15 protein-coding genes and 2 tRNA genes are annotated in these 21,089 nt (G+C 67.6%); 13 read left to right on the forward strand and 4 right to left on the reverse strand.

Annotation, left to right across the window (positions count from 1 at the left end):
- The first annotated feature begins 289 nt into the window (after nt 1–289).
- From dnaA to gnd, 3 genes are all read left to right on the forward strand, one after another.
- A complete protein-coding gene (gene dnaA, locus QJ852_00005; protein WGX99512.1) occupies nt 290–1,831 on the forward strand; it encodes a chromosomal replication initiator protein DnaA in 1,542 nt (513 codons plus the stop codon).
- Between the two features lie 385 nt (nt 1,832–2,216).
- Nucleotides 2,217–3,365, forward strand: a complete 1,149-nt coding sequence (dnaN, locus tag QJ852_00010) for a DNA polymerase III subunit beta (GenBank protein WGX96832.1) — start codon at nt 2,217–2,219, stop codon at nt 3,363–3,365.
- A 41-nt stretch (nt 3,366–3,406) separates the two neighbouring features.
- Nucleotides 3,407–4,315: a decarboxylating 6-phosphogluconate dehydrogenase gene (gnd, locus tag QJ852_00015; protein ID WGX96833.1), complete on the forward strand. Its 909-nt coding sequence runs from the start codon at nt 3,407–3,409 to the stop codon at nt 4,313–4,315.
- Nucleotides 4,316–4,390: 75 nt separating this feature from the next.
- On the opposite strand, the gene QJ852_00020 is transcribed toward gnd, so the two are convergent.
- On the reverse strand, nt 4,391–4,801 hold the full coding sequence (locus QJ852_00020) for a DUF2752 domain-containing protein (GenBank protein ID WGX96834.1): 411 nt from the start codon (nt 4,799–4,801) through the stop codon (nt 4,391–4,393).
- 3 nt (nt 4,802–4,804) lie between these two features.
- Nucleotides 4,805–5,257 carry an NINE protein gene (locus QJ852_00025; protein WGX96835.1) on the reverse strand — a complete coding sequence of 151 codons (453 nt, stop codon included), beginning with the start codon at nt 5,255–5,257 and terminating at the stop codon, nt 4,805–4,807.
- Between the two features lie 98 nt (nt 5,258–5,355).
- On the opposite strand from QJ852_00025, the gene recF reads away from it, so the two are divergent.
- From recF to QJ852_00070, 9 genes are all read left to right on the forward strand, one after another.
- Nucleotides 5,356–6,477: a DNA replication/repair protein RecF gene (recF, locus tag QJ852_00030; GenBank protein WGX96836.1), complete on the forward strand. Its 1,122-nt coding sequence runs from the start codon at nt 5,356–5,358 to the stop codon at nt 6,475–6,477.
- A complete protein-coding gene (locus QJ852_00035; GenBank protein ID WGX96837.1) occupies nt 6,470–7,066 on the forward strand; it encodes a DciA family protein in 597 nt (198 codons plus the stop codon). The genes recF and QJ852_00035 overlap by 8 nt, the downstream gene beginning before the upstream one ends.
- A 249-nt stretch (nt 7,067–7,315) precedes the next feature.
- Nucleotides 7,316–9,463, forward strand: a complete 2,148-nt coding sequence (gene gyrB / locus QJ852_00040; protein ID WGX96838.1) for a DNA topoisomerase (ATP-hydrolyzing) subunit B — start codon at nt 7,316–7,318, stop codon at nt 9,461–9,463.
- Nucleotides 9,464–9,547: 84 nt separating this feature from the next.
- The gene (gene gyrA, locus QJ852_00045; GenBank protein WGX99513.1) at nt 9,548–12,169 is read left to right on the forward strand and encodes a DNA gyrase subunit A; all 2,622 of its coding nucleotides are present in this window, start codon (nt 9,548–9,550) and stop codon (nt 12,167–12,169) included.
- Nucleotides 12,169–12,687, forward strand: a complete 519-nt coding sequence (locus QJ852_00050) for a DUF3566 domain-containing protein (protein WGX96839.1) — start codon at nt 12,169–12,171, stop codon at nt 12,685–12,687. Before gyrA ends, QJ852_00050 begins: the two co-directional genes overlap by 1 nt.
- Nucleotides 12,688–12,888: 201 nt before the next feature.
- Nucleotides 12,889–12,962: transfer RNA gene (locus tag QJ852_00055), tRNA-Ile, on the forward strand.
- A gap of 56 nt (nt 12,963–13,018) precedes the next feature.
- On the forward strand, nt 13,019–13,144 hold the full coding sequence (locus QJ852_00060; GenBank protein WGX96840.1) for a DLW-39 family protein: 126 nt from the start codon (nt 13,019–13,021) through the stop codon (nt 13,142–13,144).
- Nucleotides 13,145–13,172: 28 nt separating this feature from the next.
- Nucleotides 13,173–13,248 (forward strand) — tRNA-Ala (locus QJ852_00065).
- Between the two features lie 1,406 nt (nt 13,249–14,654).
- Complete coding sequence (locus tag QJ852_00070; protein WGX96841.1) at nt 14,655–16,115, forward strand: ATP-binding protein; 1,461 nt, start codon at nt 14,655–14,657, stop codon at nt 16,113–16,115.
- A gap of 161 nt (nt 16,116–16,276) precedes the next feature.
- Here QJ852_00070 and QJ852_00075 read toward each other — a convergent pair whose 3' ends face one another.
- Together QJ852_00075 and QJ852_00080 are read right to left on the reverse strand one after the other, a co-directional pair.
- Complete coding sequence (locus QJ852_00075) at nt 16,277–17,110, reverse strand: hypothetical protein (protein ID WGX96842.1); 834 nt, start codon at nt 17,108–17,110, stop codon at nt 16,277–16,279.
- 3 nt (nt 17,111–17,113) lie between these two features.
- Entirely contained in the window at nt 17,114–17,743 is a 630-nt protein-coding gene (locus tag QJ852_00080) for a hypothetical protein (GenBank protein WGX96843.1), read from the reverse strand.
- A gap of 623 nt (nt 17,744–18,366) precedes the next feature.
- Between QJ852_00080 and QJ852_00085 the strand changes: the two genes are divergently transcribed.
- On the forward strand, nt 18,367–21,087 hold the full coding sequence (locus QJ852_00085) for an ATP-binding protein (GenBank protein WGX96844.1): 2,721 nt from the start codon (nt 18,367–18,369) through the stop codon (nt 21,085–21,087).
- The last annotated feature ends 2 nt before the right edge of the window (nt 21,088–21,089 follow it).

The raw sequence follows: 21,089 nt of genomic DNA on the forward strand, positions 1-21,089 counted from the left end.
CGTTCCTTCTCGGGAACGATCCTCTGACCTGCGCAAACAGTGGATCCACGGACGCTCGGACAGGCCTCGGTTCGGCATCGTCACCGCGATGATGCAAGAGTTCACAACCTGTGGACAAACCTGTGGAGCCAGCGCCGGATCGGATCCGTCGCGACTTCGCGAGACCCGACCAGCGAGAGGGAGTGGCGTGACCGGCAACCCGGATCGGCCCCAGGACGAGACGAGCACCCCGAGCAGCGCAGGCAGTCCCGCCCCGGACACCCCTCCCGTCGACCCGGCCACCGCCCGTCTGGTCCAGGAGTGGGCCCTGGTCGTCGGCGATCTGCAGACCCATCAGCGGGCCTGGCTCCAGGCCAGCCGTCCGGTGACCCTGCACGGCACCACCGCGATCGTCGCCGTGCCGGACGACTTCACCCGCAAGCGCCTCGAGGGCCGGCTGCGCGGCGAGCTCGAGGACGCGCTCAGCGACCGGTTCGGCCACGACGTCCAGCTCGCGGTCACCGTCGACGCCTCGCTGCGCCACGAGCTGGGGCAGGAGCCGACGTCCCCGTCGTACGACGACGGCCCGGCCTACGAGAAGGCCGGCACCTACGACGGCTTCGACCCGACCCCCGCCTTCGACCGCCCACTGGACCGCCCACTGGACCGGCCCCGGGAGGACGCCCCGGCCGACGCCCTCCCGGATCGACAAGTCGCCATGTCGACAAATCCCCTTGTCGATTCGTCGATGCCCCCGGTCGGCGGACCGGAACTCGGCGCCGCGTCCGCCGGTCCGTCCGCCACCCGCAGCGGCGAGTCCCGGCTGAACCCGAAGTACACCTTCGAGACCTTCGTCATCGGCTCCTCCAACCGGTTCCCCCACGCGGCCGCGGTCGCGGTCAGCGAGGCGCCGGGCCGCAGCTACAACCCGCTCCTCGTCTACGGCGAGTCCGGCCTCGGCAAGACCCACCTGCTGCACGCGATCGGCCACTACGTACGCACGATCTACGCCGGGTCCCAGGTGCGCTATGTCTCCAGCGAGGAGTTCACCAACGAGTTCATCAACGCGATCCGGGACGACCGGCAGGACAGGTTCAAGCGGAAGTACCGCGACATCGACGTCCTCCTCATCGACGACATCCAGTTCCTCGAGGGCAAGACGCAGACGCAGGAGGAGTTCTTCCACACCTTCAACACGCTGCACAACGCCAACAAGCAGATCGTGCTCACCTCCGACCGCCCGCCCAAGCGGCTCGAGGCGCTCGAGGACCGGCTGCGCAACCGGTTCGAGTGGGGCCTGATCACCGACGTGCAGCCGCCGGACCTCGAGACCCGGATCGCGATCCTGCGCAAGAAGGCCGCGATGGACCGGCTCACCGCGCCGTCCGACGTCCTCGAGTTCATCGCGAGCAAGATCCAGACCAACATCCGCGAGCTCGAGGGCGCGCTGATCCGGGTCACCGCGTTCGCCAACCTCAACCGGCAGGACGTCGACATGACGCTCGCCGAGATCGTCCTCAAGGACCTGATCCCCGAGGGCGGCGAGCCGGAGATCACCGCCTCGCTGATCATCGCGCAGACCGCGGCGTACTTCGGGCTCTCCATCGACGAGCTCACCGGTCCCAGCCGTGGACGTCACCTGGTGATGGCCCGGCAGATCGCGATGTACCTGTGCCGCGAGCTCACCGGGCTCTCGCTGCCCAAGATCGGCGCGCAGTTCGGCAACCGCGACCACACGACCGTCATGTACGCCGAGCGGAAGATCAACCAGCTCCTCGGCGAGCGTCGCGCCGTCTTCAACCAGGTGAGCGAGCTGACCAACCGGGTCAAGATGCAGGCCCGCCAGAGTTGATGGGCGCGAGCGTGTCGCAGATCGACGCTGCCGCGCCTGTGGAGAAGTCCGGTGGAATTGTGAGAACTACACGGGGAGGATTCCGTGGAGGCACCTACTCGGCCCTCCACATCGCCCCGGTCATCCACATCGACGCTTGGGGTTCCGGATCTCGTCCACAACCGTCATCCACCGGTCATCGTGCGGTTCACCTGCGGAAACACCCGTTCTCCACAGTTTCCACCGCCGCTATGACCACTCCCTGACGACATGCGGACCTCGATCGCCGGAACTCCTCCGGACCCCCGATCTGTGGATCATTCCCTCGCTCACCGGCCGCACTGCCGCGCTCAGGGACGACGTGGCAGGATGCAACTCCCACCCACCACGTGAGAGGTACGACGACGTGAAGTTCCGTGTCGACCGCGACGTCCTCGCCGACGCCGTCGCCTGGGCTGCGCGCAGCCTGCCCGTCCGGCCCAGCGCGCCCGTGCTCGCGGGACTGCTCATCGAGGCCGGCGACGACGGCCTGGTGCTGTCGACGTTCGACTACGAGACCTCCGCACGTGCGACCCTCGCCGCCGAGGTCAGCGACGAGGGCCGGGCCCTGGTCAGCGGCCGGCTGCTCGCCGACATCTGCCGCAGCCTGCCCAACAAGCCGGTCGACCTGGCGCTCGACGGCGCCCGCGTCTCGCTGACCTGCGGCTCCTCGCGGTTCTCCCTGCAGACGCTGCCGGTCGAGGACTACCCGACGATGCCCGAGATGCCGGCCGCGACCGGCACGGTGTCGAGCGAGGCCTTCGCGCACGCCGTCGCCCAGGCCGTCACCGCCGCGGGTCGCGACGACATGCTCCCCGTGCTCACCGGCGTCCGCCTCGAGATCGAGGGCTCGACGATCGCGCTGCTCGCGACCGACCGGTTCCGACTCTCGCAGCGCGAGCTCGCGTGGAACCCCGGCACCCCCGACGCCACCGTCGCGGCCCTGGTCCCGGCCAAGGTCCTCGGCGACACCGCGAAGTCGCTGACCGCGGGCCCCGAGGTCACCATCGCCCTGTCCGCCTCGGGCTCGGGCGACGGCATCATCGGCTTCGAGGGCACCGGCCCCGGCGGCGTACGCCGGACCACGACCCGCCTGCTCGACGGTGAGTTCCCCAAGGTCCGCAGCCTGTTCCCGTCGGAGAAGCTGACCGTCGCGAAGATCGATCGGCAGGAGCTGATCGAGTCGGTCAAGCGCGTCTCGCTCGTCGCCGACCGCAACACCGCCGTGCAGCTCAGCTTCCGCGACGGCGCGCTCATCCTCGACGCCGGCTCGGGCGACGACGCCCAGGCGTCGGAGTCGGTGGCGGCCCAGATCGAGGGCGACGAGCTGGTCACCGGATTCAACCCGAACTTCCTGCTCGACGGGCTCGGCGCGATCGACGAGGCCGTCGTCGAGCTCGCCTTCACCCAGCCGTCGAAGCCGGTCGTGATCAGCGGCACGGCCGACGAGGGTGCGGACGACGCCGAGGCCGGATCCTTCCGCTACCTGCTGATGCCGCGCCGACTGCTGAGCTGAGCACCACCGCCACCCACCCGCGACCGACAGGGAGATGCGCCATGCACATCGGACTCGTAGGACTCGGAAAGATGGGTGGCAACATGCGCACCCGGCTGCGGGAGGCCGGCCACACGGTGGTCGGCTACGACCGCAACCCGGATCTCGCCGACGTCGCCAGCCTGGCGGCGATGGTGGATGCCCTGCCCGCCCCGAAGGTGGTGTGGGTGATGGTGCCGGCCGGTGACCCCACCCGCTCGACGGTCGCCGAGCTCAAGGAGCTGCTCGGCGAGGGCGACCTGGTCGTCGACGGCGGCAACTCCAAGTACACCGACGACGCGATCAACGCCGCCTCACTCGCCGAGCGCGGCATCGGCTTCGTCGACTGCGGCGTGTCCGGCGGCGTCTGGGGCCTGCAGAACGGCTACGCCCTGATGTACGGCGGCGCGCCCGACGACATCGCCAAGGTCCAGCCCGCCTTCGACGCGCTCAAGCCCGAGGAGGGCGGGGCGGTCCACGCCGGGCCGACGCCGGGCGCGGGGCACTTCGCCAAGATGGTCCACAACGGCATCGAGTACGCGATGATGCAGGCCTACGCCGAGGGCTGGGAGCTGCTCGAGAAGGTCGACATCGTCGAGAACGTCCCCGCGATCTTCGAGTCCTGGCGCCACGGCACCGTGATCCGTTCGTGGCTGCTCGACCTGCTGACCGAGGCGATCGAGGCCGACGAGCACCTCGACGAGCTGCGCGGGTACGCCGACGACTCGGGTGAGGGCCGCTGGACGGTGCAGGCGGCGATCGACAACGCGGTGCCGATGCACGTCATCGCCTCGTCGCTGTTCGCCCGGTTCACCTCGCGCCAGGACGACAGCCCGGCGATGAAGGCGATCGCCGCGATGCGCAACCAGTTCGGCGGGCACGCGGTCCACACCGACCCGCCGCCGGGCGGCGAGGCCAACCCGGACGCCTGAGCGACGGCGCAACGACCGATCTCGTCGCGGATCGCCCCTCGCGACGACAATTCTGGTTGTTGCGTGGCGACGGGATCAGGCTGCGAGCACAGCCCGGACCAGCGCGAAGCCCAGCCACGCGACGAGGACGGCGACAGCGACCGGGTGGCGGACCAGACGGTCGAGCGACGGCGGTCCGCTGCGGCGTACCCGCGCTCGGACGGCGGCCACGGCCAGGCCGATGATGACCGCGGCGAACAGCGGGCCGAAGGGGTGCGCGAGGAACGAGTCGCGCCACCAGCCGTGGGTGAGGTAGACCCACGACCGGGTCAGGCCGCAGCCGGGACAGGGCAGCCCGGTCAGCCGGCGGAACGGGCAGATGATCGGCCCGTCCTCGATGTGCTCGGGGGAGAGGAACAGGCTGACCCCCAGCGCGGCGACGCCGACGGCCGCGACCACCTCGGTGGTCCGCGGCCGCCGCGCCGGCGGTGCGTGCAGGTCGGCCATGGCTCAGCGCAGCGGCCGGCCCTGGGCGTCGCGCATCTTGCGGGTCGCGACCGAGACGATGTCGATGATCCACCAGATGTAGAGGCCGCCGCAGGTGAAGAGCTTGAGCAGACCGAGGCCCACCTGGCCGAGGTAGAACCGGTCGACGCCGAGCTGGCCCAGCAGGATCGACAGGATCAGGGTCGTGGTCCAGTCCTTGTCGGAGAACAGACCCGGCAGGTCCTTCGCCGCGAAGTACTGCGGGCTCTCCGCGGTCCGGACCGGCGTGTCCGAACGGATCTGGCCGCTGAGCGCCATCTGCGCCAGCGTCCCCATGTCGATCGGTCCCTGCTCCTGGCCGAGATGGCTGATGTAGAAGGAGCCGCCGGCCGGAGCGCCGTAGCCGGGAGCCGCGTAGCCCGGCGGCGGCTGGTAGGGATCGGGTGCCCCGTACGGAGGGGTGGGTGGTTGCGTCATGCGACTCAGCCTAGGGTTTTCCCGCGGCCCGCAAACCACTCCCGAGACCGGCTTCGGGGGACAATCGTCACGAGGACGCGTCGAAGGAGGTGGGCGGAGTGCACGTCGCGCGGCTCAGCCTGCACGACTTCCGGTCGTACGCCGACGTCGACGTCGAGCTCGAGCCGGGGGTGAGTGCCTTCGTCGGTCGCAACGGGCAGGGCAAGACCAACCTGGTCGAGGCGGTCGACTACCTGTCGCGGCTCTCCTCGCACCGGGTCGCCACCGACGCGCCGCTGATCCGCGCCGGCGCCGAGCAGGCGATCGTCCGCGCCGCCGTGGTCCGCGAGGGCCGCACCGCGGTGCTCGAGGTCGAGCTCAATCCGGGCCGGGCCAACCGCGCGCGGATCAACCGCTCGCCGCTGCCGCGGGTGCGCGAGCTCGCCGGCATCGTCCGCACCGTCGTGTTCAGCCCCGAGGACCTCGCCCTCGTGAAGGGTGACCCCGGCGGCCGGCGCCGCTTCCTCGACGACCTGCTCGTGCTGCGCACCCCGCGCCACGCCGGGCTGATCGCCGACCAGGAACGGGTCCTCAAGCAGCGCAACACCCTCCTCAAGACCCTGTACGCCGCCCGCGGGTCCAGTCGGGAGGCCGCGCTCGCGACCCTGGCGGTGTGGGACGACCACCTGGTCTCCACCGGCACCGAGCTCTATGCCGCCCGCCTCGCGCTCACCGCCGACCTCGCGCCGTACGTCGGCAAGGCCTATGAGGCCGTGGCCCGCGGTGCCTCGCGGGACGACGCCCGGATCGAGTACCGCCCGAGTGTCCCGGAGCCGACCGAGGAGTCCTTCCGGGCCGAGCTCGCGCGTCGGCAGTCCGACGAGATCGGCCGCGGCGTCACCCTGGTGGGGCCGCATCGCGACGACCTCCTGCTCACCCTGGGGCCGGGCGACGACGAGCGTCTGCCGGTGCGCGGCTACGCCAGTCATGGGGAGTCGTGGTCCTTCGCGCTCGCGCTGCGGCTGGCGTCGTACGACCTGCTGCGGGCCGACGGCGACGACCCGATCCTGATCCTCGACGACGTCTTCGCCGAGCTCGACGCCGACCGGCGGGTCCAGCTGGCGGCGCTGGTCGCCGGGGCCGAGCAGGTCCTGGTGACCGCGGCGGTCGCCGAGGACGTGCCGGCCGAGCTGTCGGGCGCCACCTTCCACGTCGCCGCGGGGGAGGTGACCCGTGGCTGACCTGCCCGAGGAGACCGGGCCCGACGGGGCCGAGGAGCCGGAGGAGCCCGAGGAGCACCGCCCCGACGGGCTGGACCTGGCGCGCTCGCTGACGATGGGCACCGCCGGTGCGAGTACGACGCCCGCGCGCCGGCTCCCGCGGGTCGGCTCCGACGCCGCCAAGCGCAGGGCCTTCCGGCGCCGGGGCGGCGGCCGGGGGGAGCCCCAGCTCAGCGGCGCCTATCCCGACGGCCGCGACCCCCAGGCGCTCACCTCCGAGCTGGGCCGGCTGATCAGCGACCGGGGCTGGGCCCTGGACCTGCGGGTGCGTGGCGTGTTCGCCCGCTGGGCCGAGATCGTCGGCCCCGAGATCGGCGCCCACAGCACGCCGGAGTCGTTGACCGACGGCACCCTCGTCGTCCGCACCGACTCCACCGCCTGGGCGACCCAGCTCAAGCTGCTCGCCGCCTCGGTGGTCAAGCGCCTCAACGAGGAGCTGGGCGACGGGACGGTGACGATCGTCGAGGTGCTCGGGCCGCACGCCCCGAGCTGGAAGCACGGCCGACGCAAGGCGCCGGGCAGCCGCGGGCCCCGCGACACCTACGGATGATGCCCGCGACCGATCCCTGGGGCGGAACCAGACTGCTCGGGGCCCCTCGTGACGTATGGGGACACAGCTCCACCCCTGCGCGGCGCTCCGATCGCTGTTTCTGAGCCGTCTGGGGCCACATTTCACCCCGTGTCCCCCCCGGGCGGGGCGGCGACACGTGTCCTGGGGCCCTCAGGCGGCTAGAATGGGTTATCGGCCGGGAACGCGTCTCGGGACGCCTGACTCGGCCTTCGCCATGCCTTCAAGTGAATGAGGTCCCGCGTGTCCACTGACGACCAGTCCCCCGAGGTCGTGCCCGAGGTCCCCGAGGAGACGACCGGGACCCCGGCCGAGGAGCTCCCCGAGTACGACGCCTCGGCGATCCAGGTCCTCGAAGGCCTCGAGGCGGTCCGCAAGCGGCCCGGCATGTACATCGGCTCCACCGGCGAGCGCGGTCTCCACCACCTGATCTGGGAGATCGTCGACAACGCCGTGGACGAGGCGCTGGCCGGCTACTGCGACACGATCAACGTCACCCTCAACGGCGACGGCTCGGTCAGCGTCGCCGACAACGGCCGCGGCATCCCGACCGACACCGCTCCCGGGCAGGAGCTCCCCGCCGCGACCCTCGCGCTCACCGTGCTGCACGCCGGCGGCAAGTTCGGCGGCGGCGGCTACAAGGTCTCCGGCGGTCTGCACGGCGTCGGCTCCTCGGTCGTCAACGCGCTGTCCACCCACCTGCGCCTGGAGATCAAGAACCGCGGCTACCTGTGGGAGCAGGACTTCGCCCTCGGCATCCCCGCCTACGACCTGCGCCAGGTGCGGCCGCTGGAGGAGGGGGAGCGGACCGGCACCACCGTCACCTGGTTCGCCTCGCCGGAGATCTTCGAGACCACCGACTACAACCTGGAGACCATCTCGACCCGGTTCCGGGAGATGGCCTTCCTCAACAAGGGCCTGCGGATCGAGCTGCGCGACGCGCGGCCCAAGGCCGAGGAGATCGCCGACGCGGTCGAGGACGGCACCGCCGACGAGACCAGCGGCGTGGCGACCGCCACTGCATCATTCGGCGCGGTGCACGCCGTCGACGTCGACGGGCACAAGGCGCTCGAGCAGGTCTTCCAGTACGAGCGCGGGCTGGCCGACTACGTCGACTTCCTCAACCGCAACAAGACCGCGATCAGCACGATCATCGCCTTCGAGGCCGAGACCGGCGACGACGCCGCCAACCCGATGAGCCTCGAGCTCGCGATGCAGTGGCAGGCGTCGTCGTACAACGAGTCGGTCCACACCTTCGCCAACACGATCAACACGCCCGAGGGCGGCACCCACGAGGAGGGCTTCCGCGCGGCGCTCACCTCGCTGGTCAACCGGTGGGGCGAGGAGTGGGGCCTGATCAAGAAGAAGGAGGACCGGCTGACCGGTGACGACATCCGCGAGGGTCTCACCGCGATCATCAGCCTGAAGATCTCCGAGCCGCAGTTCGAGGGGCAGACCAAGGCCAAGCTCGGCAACACCGAGGCCAAGGGCTTCGTCCAGTCGGTCGTCAACGACCACCTGGGCGACTGGCTGGAGAAGAACCCCGGCGAGGGCAAGGAGATCATCCGCAAGGCCCAGGCCGCTGCGACCGCCCGGATCGCGGCCCGCAAGGCCCGCGACCTGGCCCGCAACCGCAAGGGCCTGCTCGGCGGAGGCGGCCTGCCCGGCAAGCTGGCCGACTGCCAGTCGAACAACCCGGAGGAGTGCGAGGTCTTCATCGTCGAGGGCGACTCCGCGGGCGGCTCGGCCAAGCAGGGCCGCGACCCGCGGATCCAGGCGATCCTCCCGATCCGAGGCAAGATCCTCAACGTCGAGAAGGCGCGCATCGACAAGGTCCTGGCCAACCAGGAGGTGCAGGCGATCATCTCGGCCGCCGGCACCGGCGTGCACGAAGAGTTCGACATCGACAAGCTGCGCTACCACAAGATCGTGCTGATGGCCGACGCCGACGTCGACGGCCACCACATCAACACGCTGCTGCTGACGCTGCTGTTCCGCTTCATGCGCCCGCTGATCGAGCACGGCTACGTCTACATGGCCCAGCCGCCGCTGTACCGGCTGCGCTGGAACAAGCCGCACGAGCACGAGTTCGTCTACTCCGACGCCGAGCGCGACGCGGTGATGCGCGACGGGCTCGAGCAGGGCAAGAAGCTGCCCAAGGAGAACCCGGTCCAGCGCTACAAGGGTCTGGGCGAGATGAACGCCGACGAGCTGTGGGAGACCACCATGGACCCCGACCAGCGGCTGATGCTGCAGGTCACCCTGGAGGACGCCGCGCAGGCCGACGAGATCTTCTCGATCCTCATGGGCGAGGACGTCGAGCAGCGGCGCTCCTTCATCCAGCGCAACGCCAAGGACGTTCGCTTCCTCGATATCTAGGTCTCTAACACCATCCCTAGACATCGATAGACGACACCAGAGAGAGCAATCGTGACTGAGACGCAGAGCAACCTCGGCGACGGCATGGACGGCGGCGGCCGGGTCGAGCCCATCGACCTCCAGGAGTCGATGAAGCGCTCCTACATCGACTACGCGATGGCGGTCATCGTCGGCCGCGCGCTGCCCGACGTACGCGACGGCCTCAAGCCGGTGCACCGCCGGGTCCTCTACGCCATGTACGACGGCGGGTACCGCCCGACCGCGGGCTTCTCCAAGTGCTCGCGCGTGGTCGGCGACGTGATGGGTCAGTACCACCCCCACGGCGACTCCGCGATCTACGACACCCTGGTCCGGCTCGCCCAGCCGTGGGTGATGCGCGCGCCGCTGATCAACGGCCAGGGCAACTTCGGCTCGCCGGGCAACGACCCGGCCGCGGCCATGCGGTACACCGAGTGCCGGATGGCGCCGCTGGCCATGGAGATGGTGCGCGACATCGACGAGGAGACCGTCGACTTCGGCCCCAACTACGACGGCCGCTCGCAGGAGCCGCTGGTCCTGCCGGCGCGGTTCCCGAACCTGCTCGTCAACGGCTCGGCCGGCATCGCGGTCGGCATGGCGACCAACATCCCACCGCACAACCTGCGCGAGGTCGCCGACGGCGCCACCTGGGCGCTCGAGCACCCCGACGCCACCCGCGAGGAGCTGCAGGACGCGCTCATCGAGCGGATCAAGGGCCCCGACTTCCCCAACGCCGCGCTCATCGTCGGCCGCCAGGGCATCGAGCAGGCCTACCGCACCGGCCGCGGCTCGATCACCCAGCGCGCGGTGATCGAGGTCGACGAGGACAACCGCGGGCGCACCTGCCTGGTCATCACCGAGCTGCCCTACATGGTCAACCCGGACAACCTGGCCCTCAAGATCGCCGAGCTCGCCGACTCCGGCAAGGTGCAGGGGATCAGCGACGTGCGCGACGACACCTCCTCGCGCACCGGCCAGCGACTGGTCGTCGTCCTCAAGCGCGACGCGGTCGCGCGGGTCGTCCTCAACAACCTGCTCAAGCACACCGAGCTGCAGACCAACTTCTCGGCCAACATGCTCGCCCTGGTCGACGGCGTACCCCGGACGCTGACGATCGACCAGTTCATCAGCAACTGGGTCGAGCACCAGGTCGACGTGATCCGCCGACGCACCGAGTACCGCCTGCGCAAGGCCGAGGAGCGGGCCCACATCCTGCGCGGCCTGGTCAAGGCGCTCGACATGCTCGACGAGGTGATCGCCCTCATCCGGCGCTCGCCCGACGTCGCGGAGGCCCGCGAGGGCCTGATGGAGCTGCTCGACGTCGACGAGCTCCAGGCCGACGCGATCCTCGAGATGCAGCTGCGCCGGCTCGCCGCCCTGCAGCGGCAGAAGATCATCGACGACCTCGCCGCCATCGAGCTCGAGATCGCCGACTACAAGGACATCCTCGCCAATGTCGCCCGCCAGCGGCAGATCGTGATCGACGAGCTCGGCGAGATCGTCGAGCGGTACGGCGACGACCGGCGTACCCAGATCATCGCGGCCGACGGCGACCTGTCCATGGAGGACCTGATCCCCGACGAGGACCAGGTCGTCTCGATCACCCGCGGCGGGTACGCCAAGCGCACCCGCGCCGACCAGTACCGCACCCAGAAGCGCGGCGGCAAGGGCGTGCGCGGTGCCTCGCTGCGCGGCGACGACGTGGTCGAGCACTTCATCGCGACCACCTCGCACCACTGGCTGCTGTTCTTCACCACAGCCGGCCGGGTCTACCGGACCAAGGTCTACAACCTGCCGGAGGCCTCGCGCGACGCGAAGGGCGGACACGTCGCCGGGCTGCTCTCCTTCCAGCCCGACGAGTCGATCGCCCAGGTGCTCGCGATCCGCGACTACGAGCAGGCGCCGTACCTCGTCCTCGCGACGAAGAAGGGCCTGGTCAAGAAGACCCGGCTCGGCGACTACAACAGCCCGCGCCAGGCCGGCGTCATCGCGATCAACTTCCGCGACGACGACGACGAGCTGATCGGCGCCGAGCTGGTCAACGGCGAGGACTCGATCCTGCTGGTCTCCCGCAAGGGCCAGTCGATCCGGTTCGTCGCCGACGACGAGCAGCTGCGCCCGATGGGCCGGGCGACGTCCGGTGTCACCGGCATGAAGTTCCGCGACGGCGACGCCGTCCTCTCGCTGAGCGTGATCCGCGCCGCCGACGCGGCGGTCGAGGAGAGCGACGAGAACGTCCAGTACGTCTTCACCATCACCGACGGCGGTTTCGCCAAGCGGACCCGGATCTCGGAGTACAAGGTCCAGGGCCGCGGCGGGCTCGGCGTGAAGGCGATGAAGCTCGAGAACGAGGAGCGCGGCTCCCTCGTCGGCGCGTTCATCGTCGTCGACGGCGACGAGGTGCTCTCCATCACCCAGTCCGGCCAGGTCGTGCGCAGCCCCATCAACGACGACTTCCGGCCCACCGGCCGCGCCACCCAGGGGGTGAAGTTCGTCAGCCCCAAGAAGGGCGACGCCGTCGCCGTCGTGGCCCGCTCGGTCGAGGCCAAGGAGGCCGACGAGGAGGAGCTCGAGGAAGGCGCCGCCGAGGCGGGAGAGGGCTCGACGGAATCGCAGGTTCAGGCCCCGGATGCCACAATCGAGGGGTCCGCGGGCACGAACGAGCCCGACGGGGAGAGTGAGAGCTGATGACTGAGCGCGTCGAGGACACCGTGGTCCGGCCGGCGGCCGCCGCAGGCCGCCCCGCCGGCGCGCCCTCGGCGCCCGGGCCCGTCCCGCCGACCGGGCCGGGCGGCGTACCCGGTGGGGTGCCGGCGGCCCCCGCCAAGGGCCGCGCCCCCCGCCGCGCCCGCCTGCGCCTGACCCGGATCGACCCCTGGTCGGTCATGAAGACGTCGTTCCTGCTGTCCATCGCCTTCGCCGTCGTCACCGTGGTGTCGGTGGCGATGGTGTGGCAGGTCCTCGGCGCCGCCGGCGTGTGGGACTCGATCAACTCCACGATCCAGGAGGGCATCGGCGGAGAGGACGTCGCGTCCTTCCGGATCGAGGACTACGTCGGCACCAGCCGGGTCCTCGGCTTCACCATGCTCGTCGCCGCCATCGACGTCGTCCTGATCACCGCGGCCGCCACGCTGATCGCCTTCCTCTACAACATGTCGGCCGCGCTCCTGGGCGGCGTCGAGATCACCCTCGCCGAGGACAACTGAGCTTGATGGCGTGAGCGCGTCGCTCCTTCGTCGTGCCACGCTGCCACGCCGCGGTCGACCCGGTCCGAGGTCGGGTCCACCCGGCGGCCGAGGGCGAGGGAGGCACGAGGGGCCCTCGTTTTGTCCCGGCCAGACCGGCTCCGGTAGTCTCTGTGATCGGCTTGCTGCCGCGGGGCTTCCACCCAGAGCGGCATGCCACCCGGGCCTATAGCTCAGACGGTTAGAGCACCACACTGATAATGTGGGGGTCAGAGGTTCAAGTCCTCTTAGGCCCACGGAAAGCCCCGGCTGCGTACATCGCGGACCGGGGCTTCTTCGAAGGAGGAGCAGCATGAAGAAGGTTCTTCTCGCGGTCTTCGGGGTCGTCGGCCTCGTCATCGCCGGCAAGAAGCTCCAGGAGAGCAAGGCCGAGCAGGCCCTCTGGGCCGAGGCCACCGACACCCTCCCCAAGAACTGAATCACCCGCTCGGGCCCGGCCCGAGCGCGGGGCCTTGGCGCAATTGGTAGCGCACCTGCTTTGCAAGCAGGGGGTTAGGGGTTCGAGTCCCCTAGGCTCCACCACATGAAACCGCAGGTCATTCTGCGGTTTCTTTCGTTTCATGAGTGCTCTGGTTTGGTTCGGGATCGTCGCCAGGGGGACTGTAGGGGGAAGGGCGTTCGCTGACCCGGCCTGCCTACGCTTGTGACCATTTCCGTCGACGCCTCGCTTCGGTGACGATCCCGTTGACCCGACACGCTCGCCGCCCGCCACCGACAAGCCGGAGGCACTTCCGACCTGCCAGATCGACGCCTTACGAGCAGCCCTCGTCCGATGTGGCGTGGCGACGATGGAGGGCGCCAGCGCCTCGTCGTCGAGATCGTCGACCGTCCCGTCACGGCCCTCGATGAACAGTCCGGACCGGGTGTTCGTGGCGCGCCACGGCCGACACGAGCTGACAAGCCTGGTGCTGAAGGAGGCGCAGGTGGCCGAGCTGGTCGACCGGACGGCGGATAGTCCTCAGCCGGCCGTTCATCAACGTGACTGCGCCAGCGCGACACGAGCTGCAGCTGCACCCTAGCGGGCAAGGCCACGATGGTCGCCTTCCTCCCACCGAGGTGCCGCCAGTGACCAGGATGTGACCTCCGAGAAGGTAGGCCATTGCTGCGGCTCCTGATCACGGATCTCGACAACACCTCTGGGACTGGTTCGACGCGTGGTACGCGTCCTTCTCAGCGCTGCTGGACGGTCTGGTGGAGGTGAGTGACGTGCCGGCCGCGCAACTAGAGGCCGAGATCCGTGCCGTCCACCAGACGCTGGGTACGACGGAGTACTCCTTCCTGATCGGTGAGGTGCTGTCCCTCGTCGAGGCCGCCGGCGGCGTACCTCTTGACGAGTTCTACAGCGAGGGAGTGCGTGCCCAGCGTCTGCGCGGATCGAGCACACGAAGCTCTATCCCGGTGCCGAGAAGGCCCTGCTTGCTCTGAAAGAGCAGGACGTGGTGATCGCGGCCTACACCGAGTCGTTGGCGTACTGGACAGAGTGGCGGGTCAGGCGAACAGGCCTCGACGGGGTGATCGATCGCCTCTACGGTGCGCCCGACATGACACGCCGAAGGGGCTCTCGATCGAGGACGTACGGACGCTGCCCGAGTATGCGTACGGCTTGGAGGCAACAGTTCACGAACACGTCCCGGCGGGATCGACCAAACCGAACATCGAAGTCCTGCGCACGATCATGGCCGACTGTGGTCGCCAACCCGATGAGGTTATGTAGGTCGGGGACAGCCTGATGGAGGACATCGCGATGGCACACGAAGCGAGTGCTGGGCGGGGTTCCCTGGCAACGGTTCCGTGGAACAGACCCGACCTGAGCACACTTGGACCGCCCAACGACGGGCAAGGCATGGGCGGTCGCTGAGGCGACCGCCTACGCAGCTAGGTCCCGTAACCACCCACCCTGTCTACTTCGCCACCCTAGGGTGAACACCGTGACGACTCCGCTCCACGCAGCCCTCGGAGAGACCGGCCGCGACCTCACCTTTGACCTAGTCGAGAAGGCCGCCGACCAGCGCATCGCCGAGACCGATCAGCTCGACTGGAAGAGTGTCCTCCACCTTCACCCGCCCAGCGGCCCACTCACGTCCGACGGACTCGAACTCGCCAAGCTCGAACTGGCGAAGGACATTGCCGCCATGGCCAACACCCGAGGCGGACTCCTCATATGCGGCGTCAAGGAACTCAAGACCGGCCCCCACAAGATCAAGGACCTCGGCGACCTCACCGACGAGGTCCAGCAAGACCGGATCCGTCAGGTCGCCTACAGCCACATCTACCCACCCGTCCCGGTCGACCTTACGATCTTGACCAACACTGAAGGCGCCCATGCCGGTGCGACGGTCTTGGCTATCCACGTACCCGAGAGCGATGACGCTCCCCACCTGGTCCAGCCCAGAAGCGCCGGTGATCACCAGGGCTGGCTCATCGCACCGGTCCGCGCCGGCTCCAAGACCCGCAACATGACCGAGAAGGAGCTTGAGGCCGCCTACCGCCGCCGCATCGACGGCCGCCGTGCCCGCGAACGAGAGCTACGCGAGATGCTCGACGAGCTGGTCGAGCGGCGGACCCTACAACCCATCGACGACGACCCCGGCACCTTCGTCGCGATCGCCCGCCCCACACGGCCGCGCCGCGGCCCACTTCCCGGACCGGACGCCAGGCGTACTGCACAGGACATCGTCGAGTCCGCCCGCATCCTCGCTCACGACATAGCCGCCCACCTGACCGCACGCGGCCGCTCCTTCAACGAGCAGCGGTTCTTCGCGATCGCCGCCATGTTCGAGCTCTCTTCCCCCCGACGCTCGCTGCGACGCTACGTCTTCGAGCACACAAGAAGTGCCGGCGGAGTCCTGCCCGGACGATCCATGATCTTGACCGTCGAACTCCACGACGACGGCACCATAGGCCTCACCTGGACACGCGGCGCCATCTACGCCGCCCCCGAAGGCGAGGTCAGGACGCCCCGCAAACCCTCCCTCGGAACAAGCGACATCAACACTCTCGCCGTCGCGCTTCTGTGCCTGATCCGCGTCACCCACGACGAGCTCGACCTCAACACGGGCTACCAGATCGCCGGCGGACTCTGGCCCCGCACCAAACCCTTCGACCTCAACGAACACGACGGCACCTCACGCAAGCTCCGCATCCCAGTCCCACCGCCGCTCGAGGCCGAGCTTCGCCTCGACGCAGACCCCACGACCATCGCCTCCGACGGCCTCACTCTCACCGAGGACCTCTGCAACATGCTCGGCCTCGAAGACGACACCCTGCACTGGTTCTGGAAGATCGCGAGAGGCAGCCAAACCGACCAAACCCAACGCGTTCTCGGGCTCGCCGACACCCTCTTCGGCGGCCACCCCGACCACCCCGTCAGCGGCGAACCGATGACCTGAACCCAGCGGCCCCTCAGCGCGGTTACCTTCCCACGCGAGCACCAACCACCCCGACCGGGTTCGCAGCACCCAAAGACACGTTCGGGTTCGCGGTCGGAACGTCGGGTCTGCTACACGACCGGGCGACAGTCGGGGCTAGGCCGCATGGGTGGCGGCTGGGGTTAGGAGTCAGTAGCGGCCGGTGAAACGAGGTACTCCCAGATCTGGCTGAGCGAGGTGAAGGCCTCCTCGGAGAGCCCATCGACAGAACTGGAAAGGTAGTAGGGCGGATACAAATCGAATCCTTCCTTGCCGTCCCACACGCGTGAGCCCACGTCGTACCGGCTGGCGATGACGACCTCTTGGCCGCCCAGGTCAACATGCAGCGTCGGCTCCTCCCAGTCGCTGCTCAGGTAGACCTGACTGGAGTTGCCGTTCAGGCCGCTCAGGGTGAACTCCTGATGCAGGTCGGCGTCGTAGGGGAAGGTGATACCGACCAGGTCGGAAAGCCACGAGGCGGCGTGTTCGATGCCGTCGAGCGGGTCGCGGGTACGGATGGTTGCGGGGGAGGCCTCCGCGGATCCGTTCACGGTGAGCCCGACATGGTGGTCCTCGATGTCAGCGATGAAGGGCACAACGACGATCATCTGGGTGGCTGTAGTGCTACTCATCTGGACGTGGCCATCGTTGTCCAGCGTGTAGCCGCTGACGTCGACATCACCCAGAAGGACCAGGTTGAACTCGGCGGTGATGTCGTACTGGTCACCGGCGGTGTCGGAGTCGACGACGTTGAGCTCGGTGATTCCAACAAGAGTCGGATGAGGGTACAGATCGGCCGAGGTGATCTCGAAGTCGATGTGTTCTACGGCGGACATCTCGACCTCGCCGACGTTGATCCAGGGCTCGGGCGGCAGCATGTGAGCATCGCCGTGAGCTTGAGTGGTTGCCAACGAGAACAGGTGGCTGGTGACCATCGTCGCGATAGTTGCCGGAGCCGCGTCGGTACCGAACAGCACCTTCTAGAGACGAGACTCCTTCGTGCTGTTGACATGAGTGTGTCCGGCAGCCGCCGCCGCGGCCTCGATGTCGCGGGTGTTGCCGCTAACGAACAGGACCTTGCTGGGATCGTCGCCCGCGGCGGCAAGGGCGTCCCGCACGAACGAGGAGTCTGAAGCCCCGGTCTTCACACCGTTCTCGCGTTTGCCTGAGCCGGTCTTGAGGATCTGGTCCTTGATGCCAGCGATGGCAGCCGCCCCAGTCATCTCGATTACCTTGACGTTGGGGATCGACTGAAGGATCTCGATGACCGTCGCAACCACATCGTGGATCGAGCTCGGTCCAGGTAGCGGGCCGCAAATGCCTGCGACTTCCGGCTTCTTCCATCGCTCGGCGATCTGCTGAATCTCTTCGTGGGCGTGTTCTGCCCACTCCAGAGCGACCTGCTCCGGCACCCACACGTCAATTCCCGATTTCTGCAGGCGCGCCGCGTGAGCGGCGAGCCGGTCGACGTTGAGGTGCTTGTGCCAGAGGTTCGCGTCGATCACCACCGCGATCGGTGTGGGGTGAAGACCGGTGGTTGCAGACGTGCTGACTGGATTACTGTCCGCTGACGATGAGGCGGCGATCTCCCCATCGCCTTCGGTGGGCATGAACGGCACTCTGCCGAAAAGTTCGCCCGAAGGCGAGCAGACAGGCCGACGTCCACGGAAGTGAGGGCAACGACGCATCCGGATCGTTGGCGGCGGCGCTGCGATGCCCAGGCTGGTTGTTCAGCCTGGTGCTGGGTCGGTGCCTTTCGATTTGCTGAGTGGGCCGGTGGACTCTTCTACGTCTTGTCAAGCGGCCTGGGAGCCTGACCCGGTAACCCGGACCTCTTCCGTAGCGATGATGGCTGCAGGAAGGAGTCGTGTGATGCTTGCACCCCATCCGCCAGACCCGCGCGCCGTGCGACCAAGTTGTCGCGGCGATGTAGCAACCCACCCCGTTCGACCCGCGAGGCCAACGAGTCTTCTGGCGAGGAGTCCGCTTGCGATGGCGACAAGCGCGGCAGTCGACTGAGCAAGGGTTGACGGCAGCCAGTTCGGATCGGTGGCCATTGGCCTCACGTCCCCTTCTTCTCGGCAACGTCGATGCGGCGGTGGAGCAGGCTGGCGAACCCCAAGGACTCCAGAGCTTGTTGCGGGTCACCCGGTTTGAAAAGCTCGCGTGAGCCGGGCTACGACTTGTCCGAATCTGCCGCGAAGCTGCCGGCGGGATGAATACCATGCGCGACATGACGGGCACCAATGACACGGGCGATAGCCATGTGACCTCGTTCCCGGATGTCGTTGCCGAACGCGAGTCGGAGCTTCCTGAGGTATCTCAGATCCCCGTTCACATCAGCTACGAGATCATCAAGCTGTTCTCCGAGGGTCTATACCAGAGTCCGCAGAAGGCGGTTGAAGAGCTGGTCAGCAACAGCTACGACGCTGATGCCACGGCAACGCACGTGCTGCTACCCGATCCCGATTACCAAGCTGTGCGACCCGCTTTCCAAGACGGGGACGCCGTGGATGACGAGGCGCTTGAGAAGAAGCTCGTCGCCGGCGAAGAAGTTGCCGCGCCATCACCCTCAGACCCTGCAGCGTGGACGGATGTTGAAGTACCGGGGGCCGAAGATGCATCCGGCTCGTCTCCGGGTGACGATCGCGACCCGAACGATCTTCCCCCGCTGTGGGTGATCGACAATGGCACCGGACTGGACGCGGGCGGTTTTGAGCAGCTGTGGCGCGTGGCGGCTTCGCAGAAGGCGAACGGCGCGACTGGCAAGCGGGCGCCGATCGGGCAGTTTGGCATCGGCAAGCTTGCCGCCTACGTGCTTGCTTGGCGTCTCACTCACATCAGCAAAGTCGACGACAAGATCCTGATGACGTCTATGAACTTCCGGTCACTCGAAGGTGTGCACCAGTACGACAATGCTTCTCCGATTGTGCTGCCCCTTCGGGAGCTCACCGAGGAAGAAGCGAAGCTCTTCATGGCTGACATCGAGGCGCGCGACCCGGACGCCTGGAGGTTGCTCTTCGGACCGGATGCTGCAGCGACGTGGACAGCGGCACGTCTGTCGGACTTCAAGGATCTTTACGAGAAGCTGACCGCAGGTCGTTTGGAATGGGTTCTGCGGACTGGGCTGCCGCTCCACGGCGACTTCCAGATCTGGCTGGATGGGGACAAGCTCGAATCGAGCAAGGCAGAGCGCAAGCGCCTGTTTCAGTGGGAGATCGGCAGCGAGAGCGATGATGTTGCAACCCAGCTTGGACTAACCAAGCTTCCAGGCGGCGGCATCGAGATCTCTGGCATTGAGGGCGCGATCACAGGTGGTGCCGAACTCTTTGAGAAGCGGCTGACTGAGGGCAAGTCCGATCAGTACAACCGGAGCAATGGCTTCTTCGTTCGAGTCCGAAACCGGGTTGTAAATCTAGAGGATGGTCTCTTTGGGTTGCCCGCGTTGAACCACGCTACTTGGTCACGGTTCGCCCTGGAGGTCGACGCAGACGGACTGCGCTACCACCTGCTGTCTTCGCGGGAGGGTGTTCGCGAGAGCGAGGCGATCGATACCTTCCGGAAGTACCTTCTCGGAGTCTTCAACCGCTGCCGGACTGCTTACGAGAAGTTCCTTGACCTTGAGCAGCACGGCATCGACATCAGCAAACTGCTTGAGAATGCTCCAAGCGCGTTTCTGACCGAGCCGATCGTTGAGACCGTTCGCATTGCGTTGGAATCCGACGAAGAGTCCTACTACTTCGCAAAGCCGTCGTTCGAGGACGACGAGGACCGCGAAGACTGGTTCGCGACCTACGCCGAAGAGGTCTCGAATGACTTGGTATCAGATATCGTCTTCGAAAAAACTGGCATCTTCGACCGCGTGGTTCGCTACCACCCGACCACCCGACGCCTCGTCATCAACAGTGAACACCCCTTTGTCGAGAAGATGCTTTCTGGCAGCCGAGGAAAGGCGCCCGCTGCGCTGTTCGGTAGTGCCGAGTTCCTAATTGACGCGATCCTGCAGGACTACGGCGTGCCGCGTCAGCTCTCGGTCAACCTTCTCGCTGACCGCGACAAGATCCTCCGGATCATCGCCGGTGACGAACCGTCGACCGCTGTCGAAGCGCTCCGCCTGCTGAAGAGCGCTCTGACCCATGAGACCGCGTTGGAACGTGCTGTTGGTGCTGCCTTCCGTGTACTCGGCTTTGAGTACGAGCGGCGCGGAGGCAACGCGGGTGGCACGGACGGCGTCCTCTATGCACGTCTGGGCAGAGGTGCAGGGACTGGTTCCGATGACTTTAAGATCGTCTACGACGCAAAGCAGACCAACAGCACGAGCGTCCCGGCGGACAAGATCGACTTCGGCAGTCTCGAGACCTTCCGCAAGAAGGAGGACGCCGACTTCGGGTTCTTCATCGCGAAGAAGTACGACGGGCAGTCAACCGTCGACAGCAAGGTCAACGAGAAGCTTGCTGCCGCGAAGGAGACCGGTGCCCGACTGAGCCTTCTCCTGGTTCCTCAGCTCCAACGACTGGTCGAGCTGCACTACCAGTACGGCGTTCCGCTGACGACCGTTCGCAACTTGTTCGCGGAGCCCCGGTCAGTCGACGAGGTCGACGCCTGGCTTCAGCAGTTGGAGACTGAGTTGACGACAGGAGGACGTCGGGTGCCCTTGCTGAAGCTCCTGGAAGTTCTGGAGTCACAGAAGACCGATGAGCTTCAGGTGCCAAGCGTCAAGGTCGCGCGGGTGTTGGAGCCGACTTTGACGTCCTACCCACCCGAGGCGCTGGCAGCTGCGCTCCAGGCGGTCTCTACCATTGTCGGTTCGCGCTGGATCGAGGTGAACAGCGCGAACGATGAGGTACGCCTGCATGGAAGCGCGAGTCAGATCGTCGCGGAGGTCGAGCGCCACCTTAAGGACATGTTCGGGGACGGCATCGACGCAACAACGCACGCCGACATTAAGGGATAGAC

The organism is Nocardioides sp. L-11A, from assembly GCA_029961745.1.
GTDB lineage: Bacteria > Actinomycetota > Actinomycetes > Propionibacteriales > Nocardioidaceae > Nocardioides.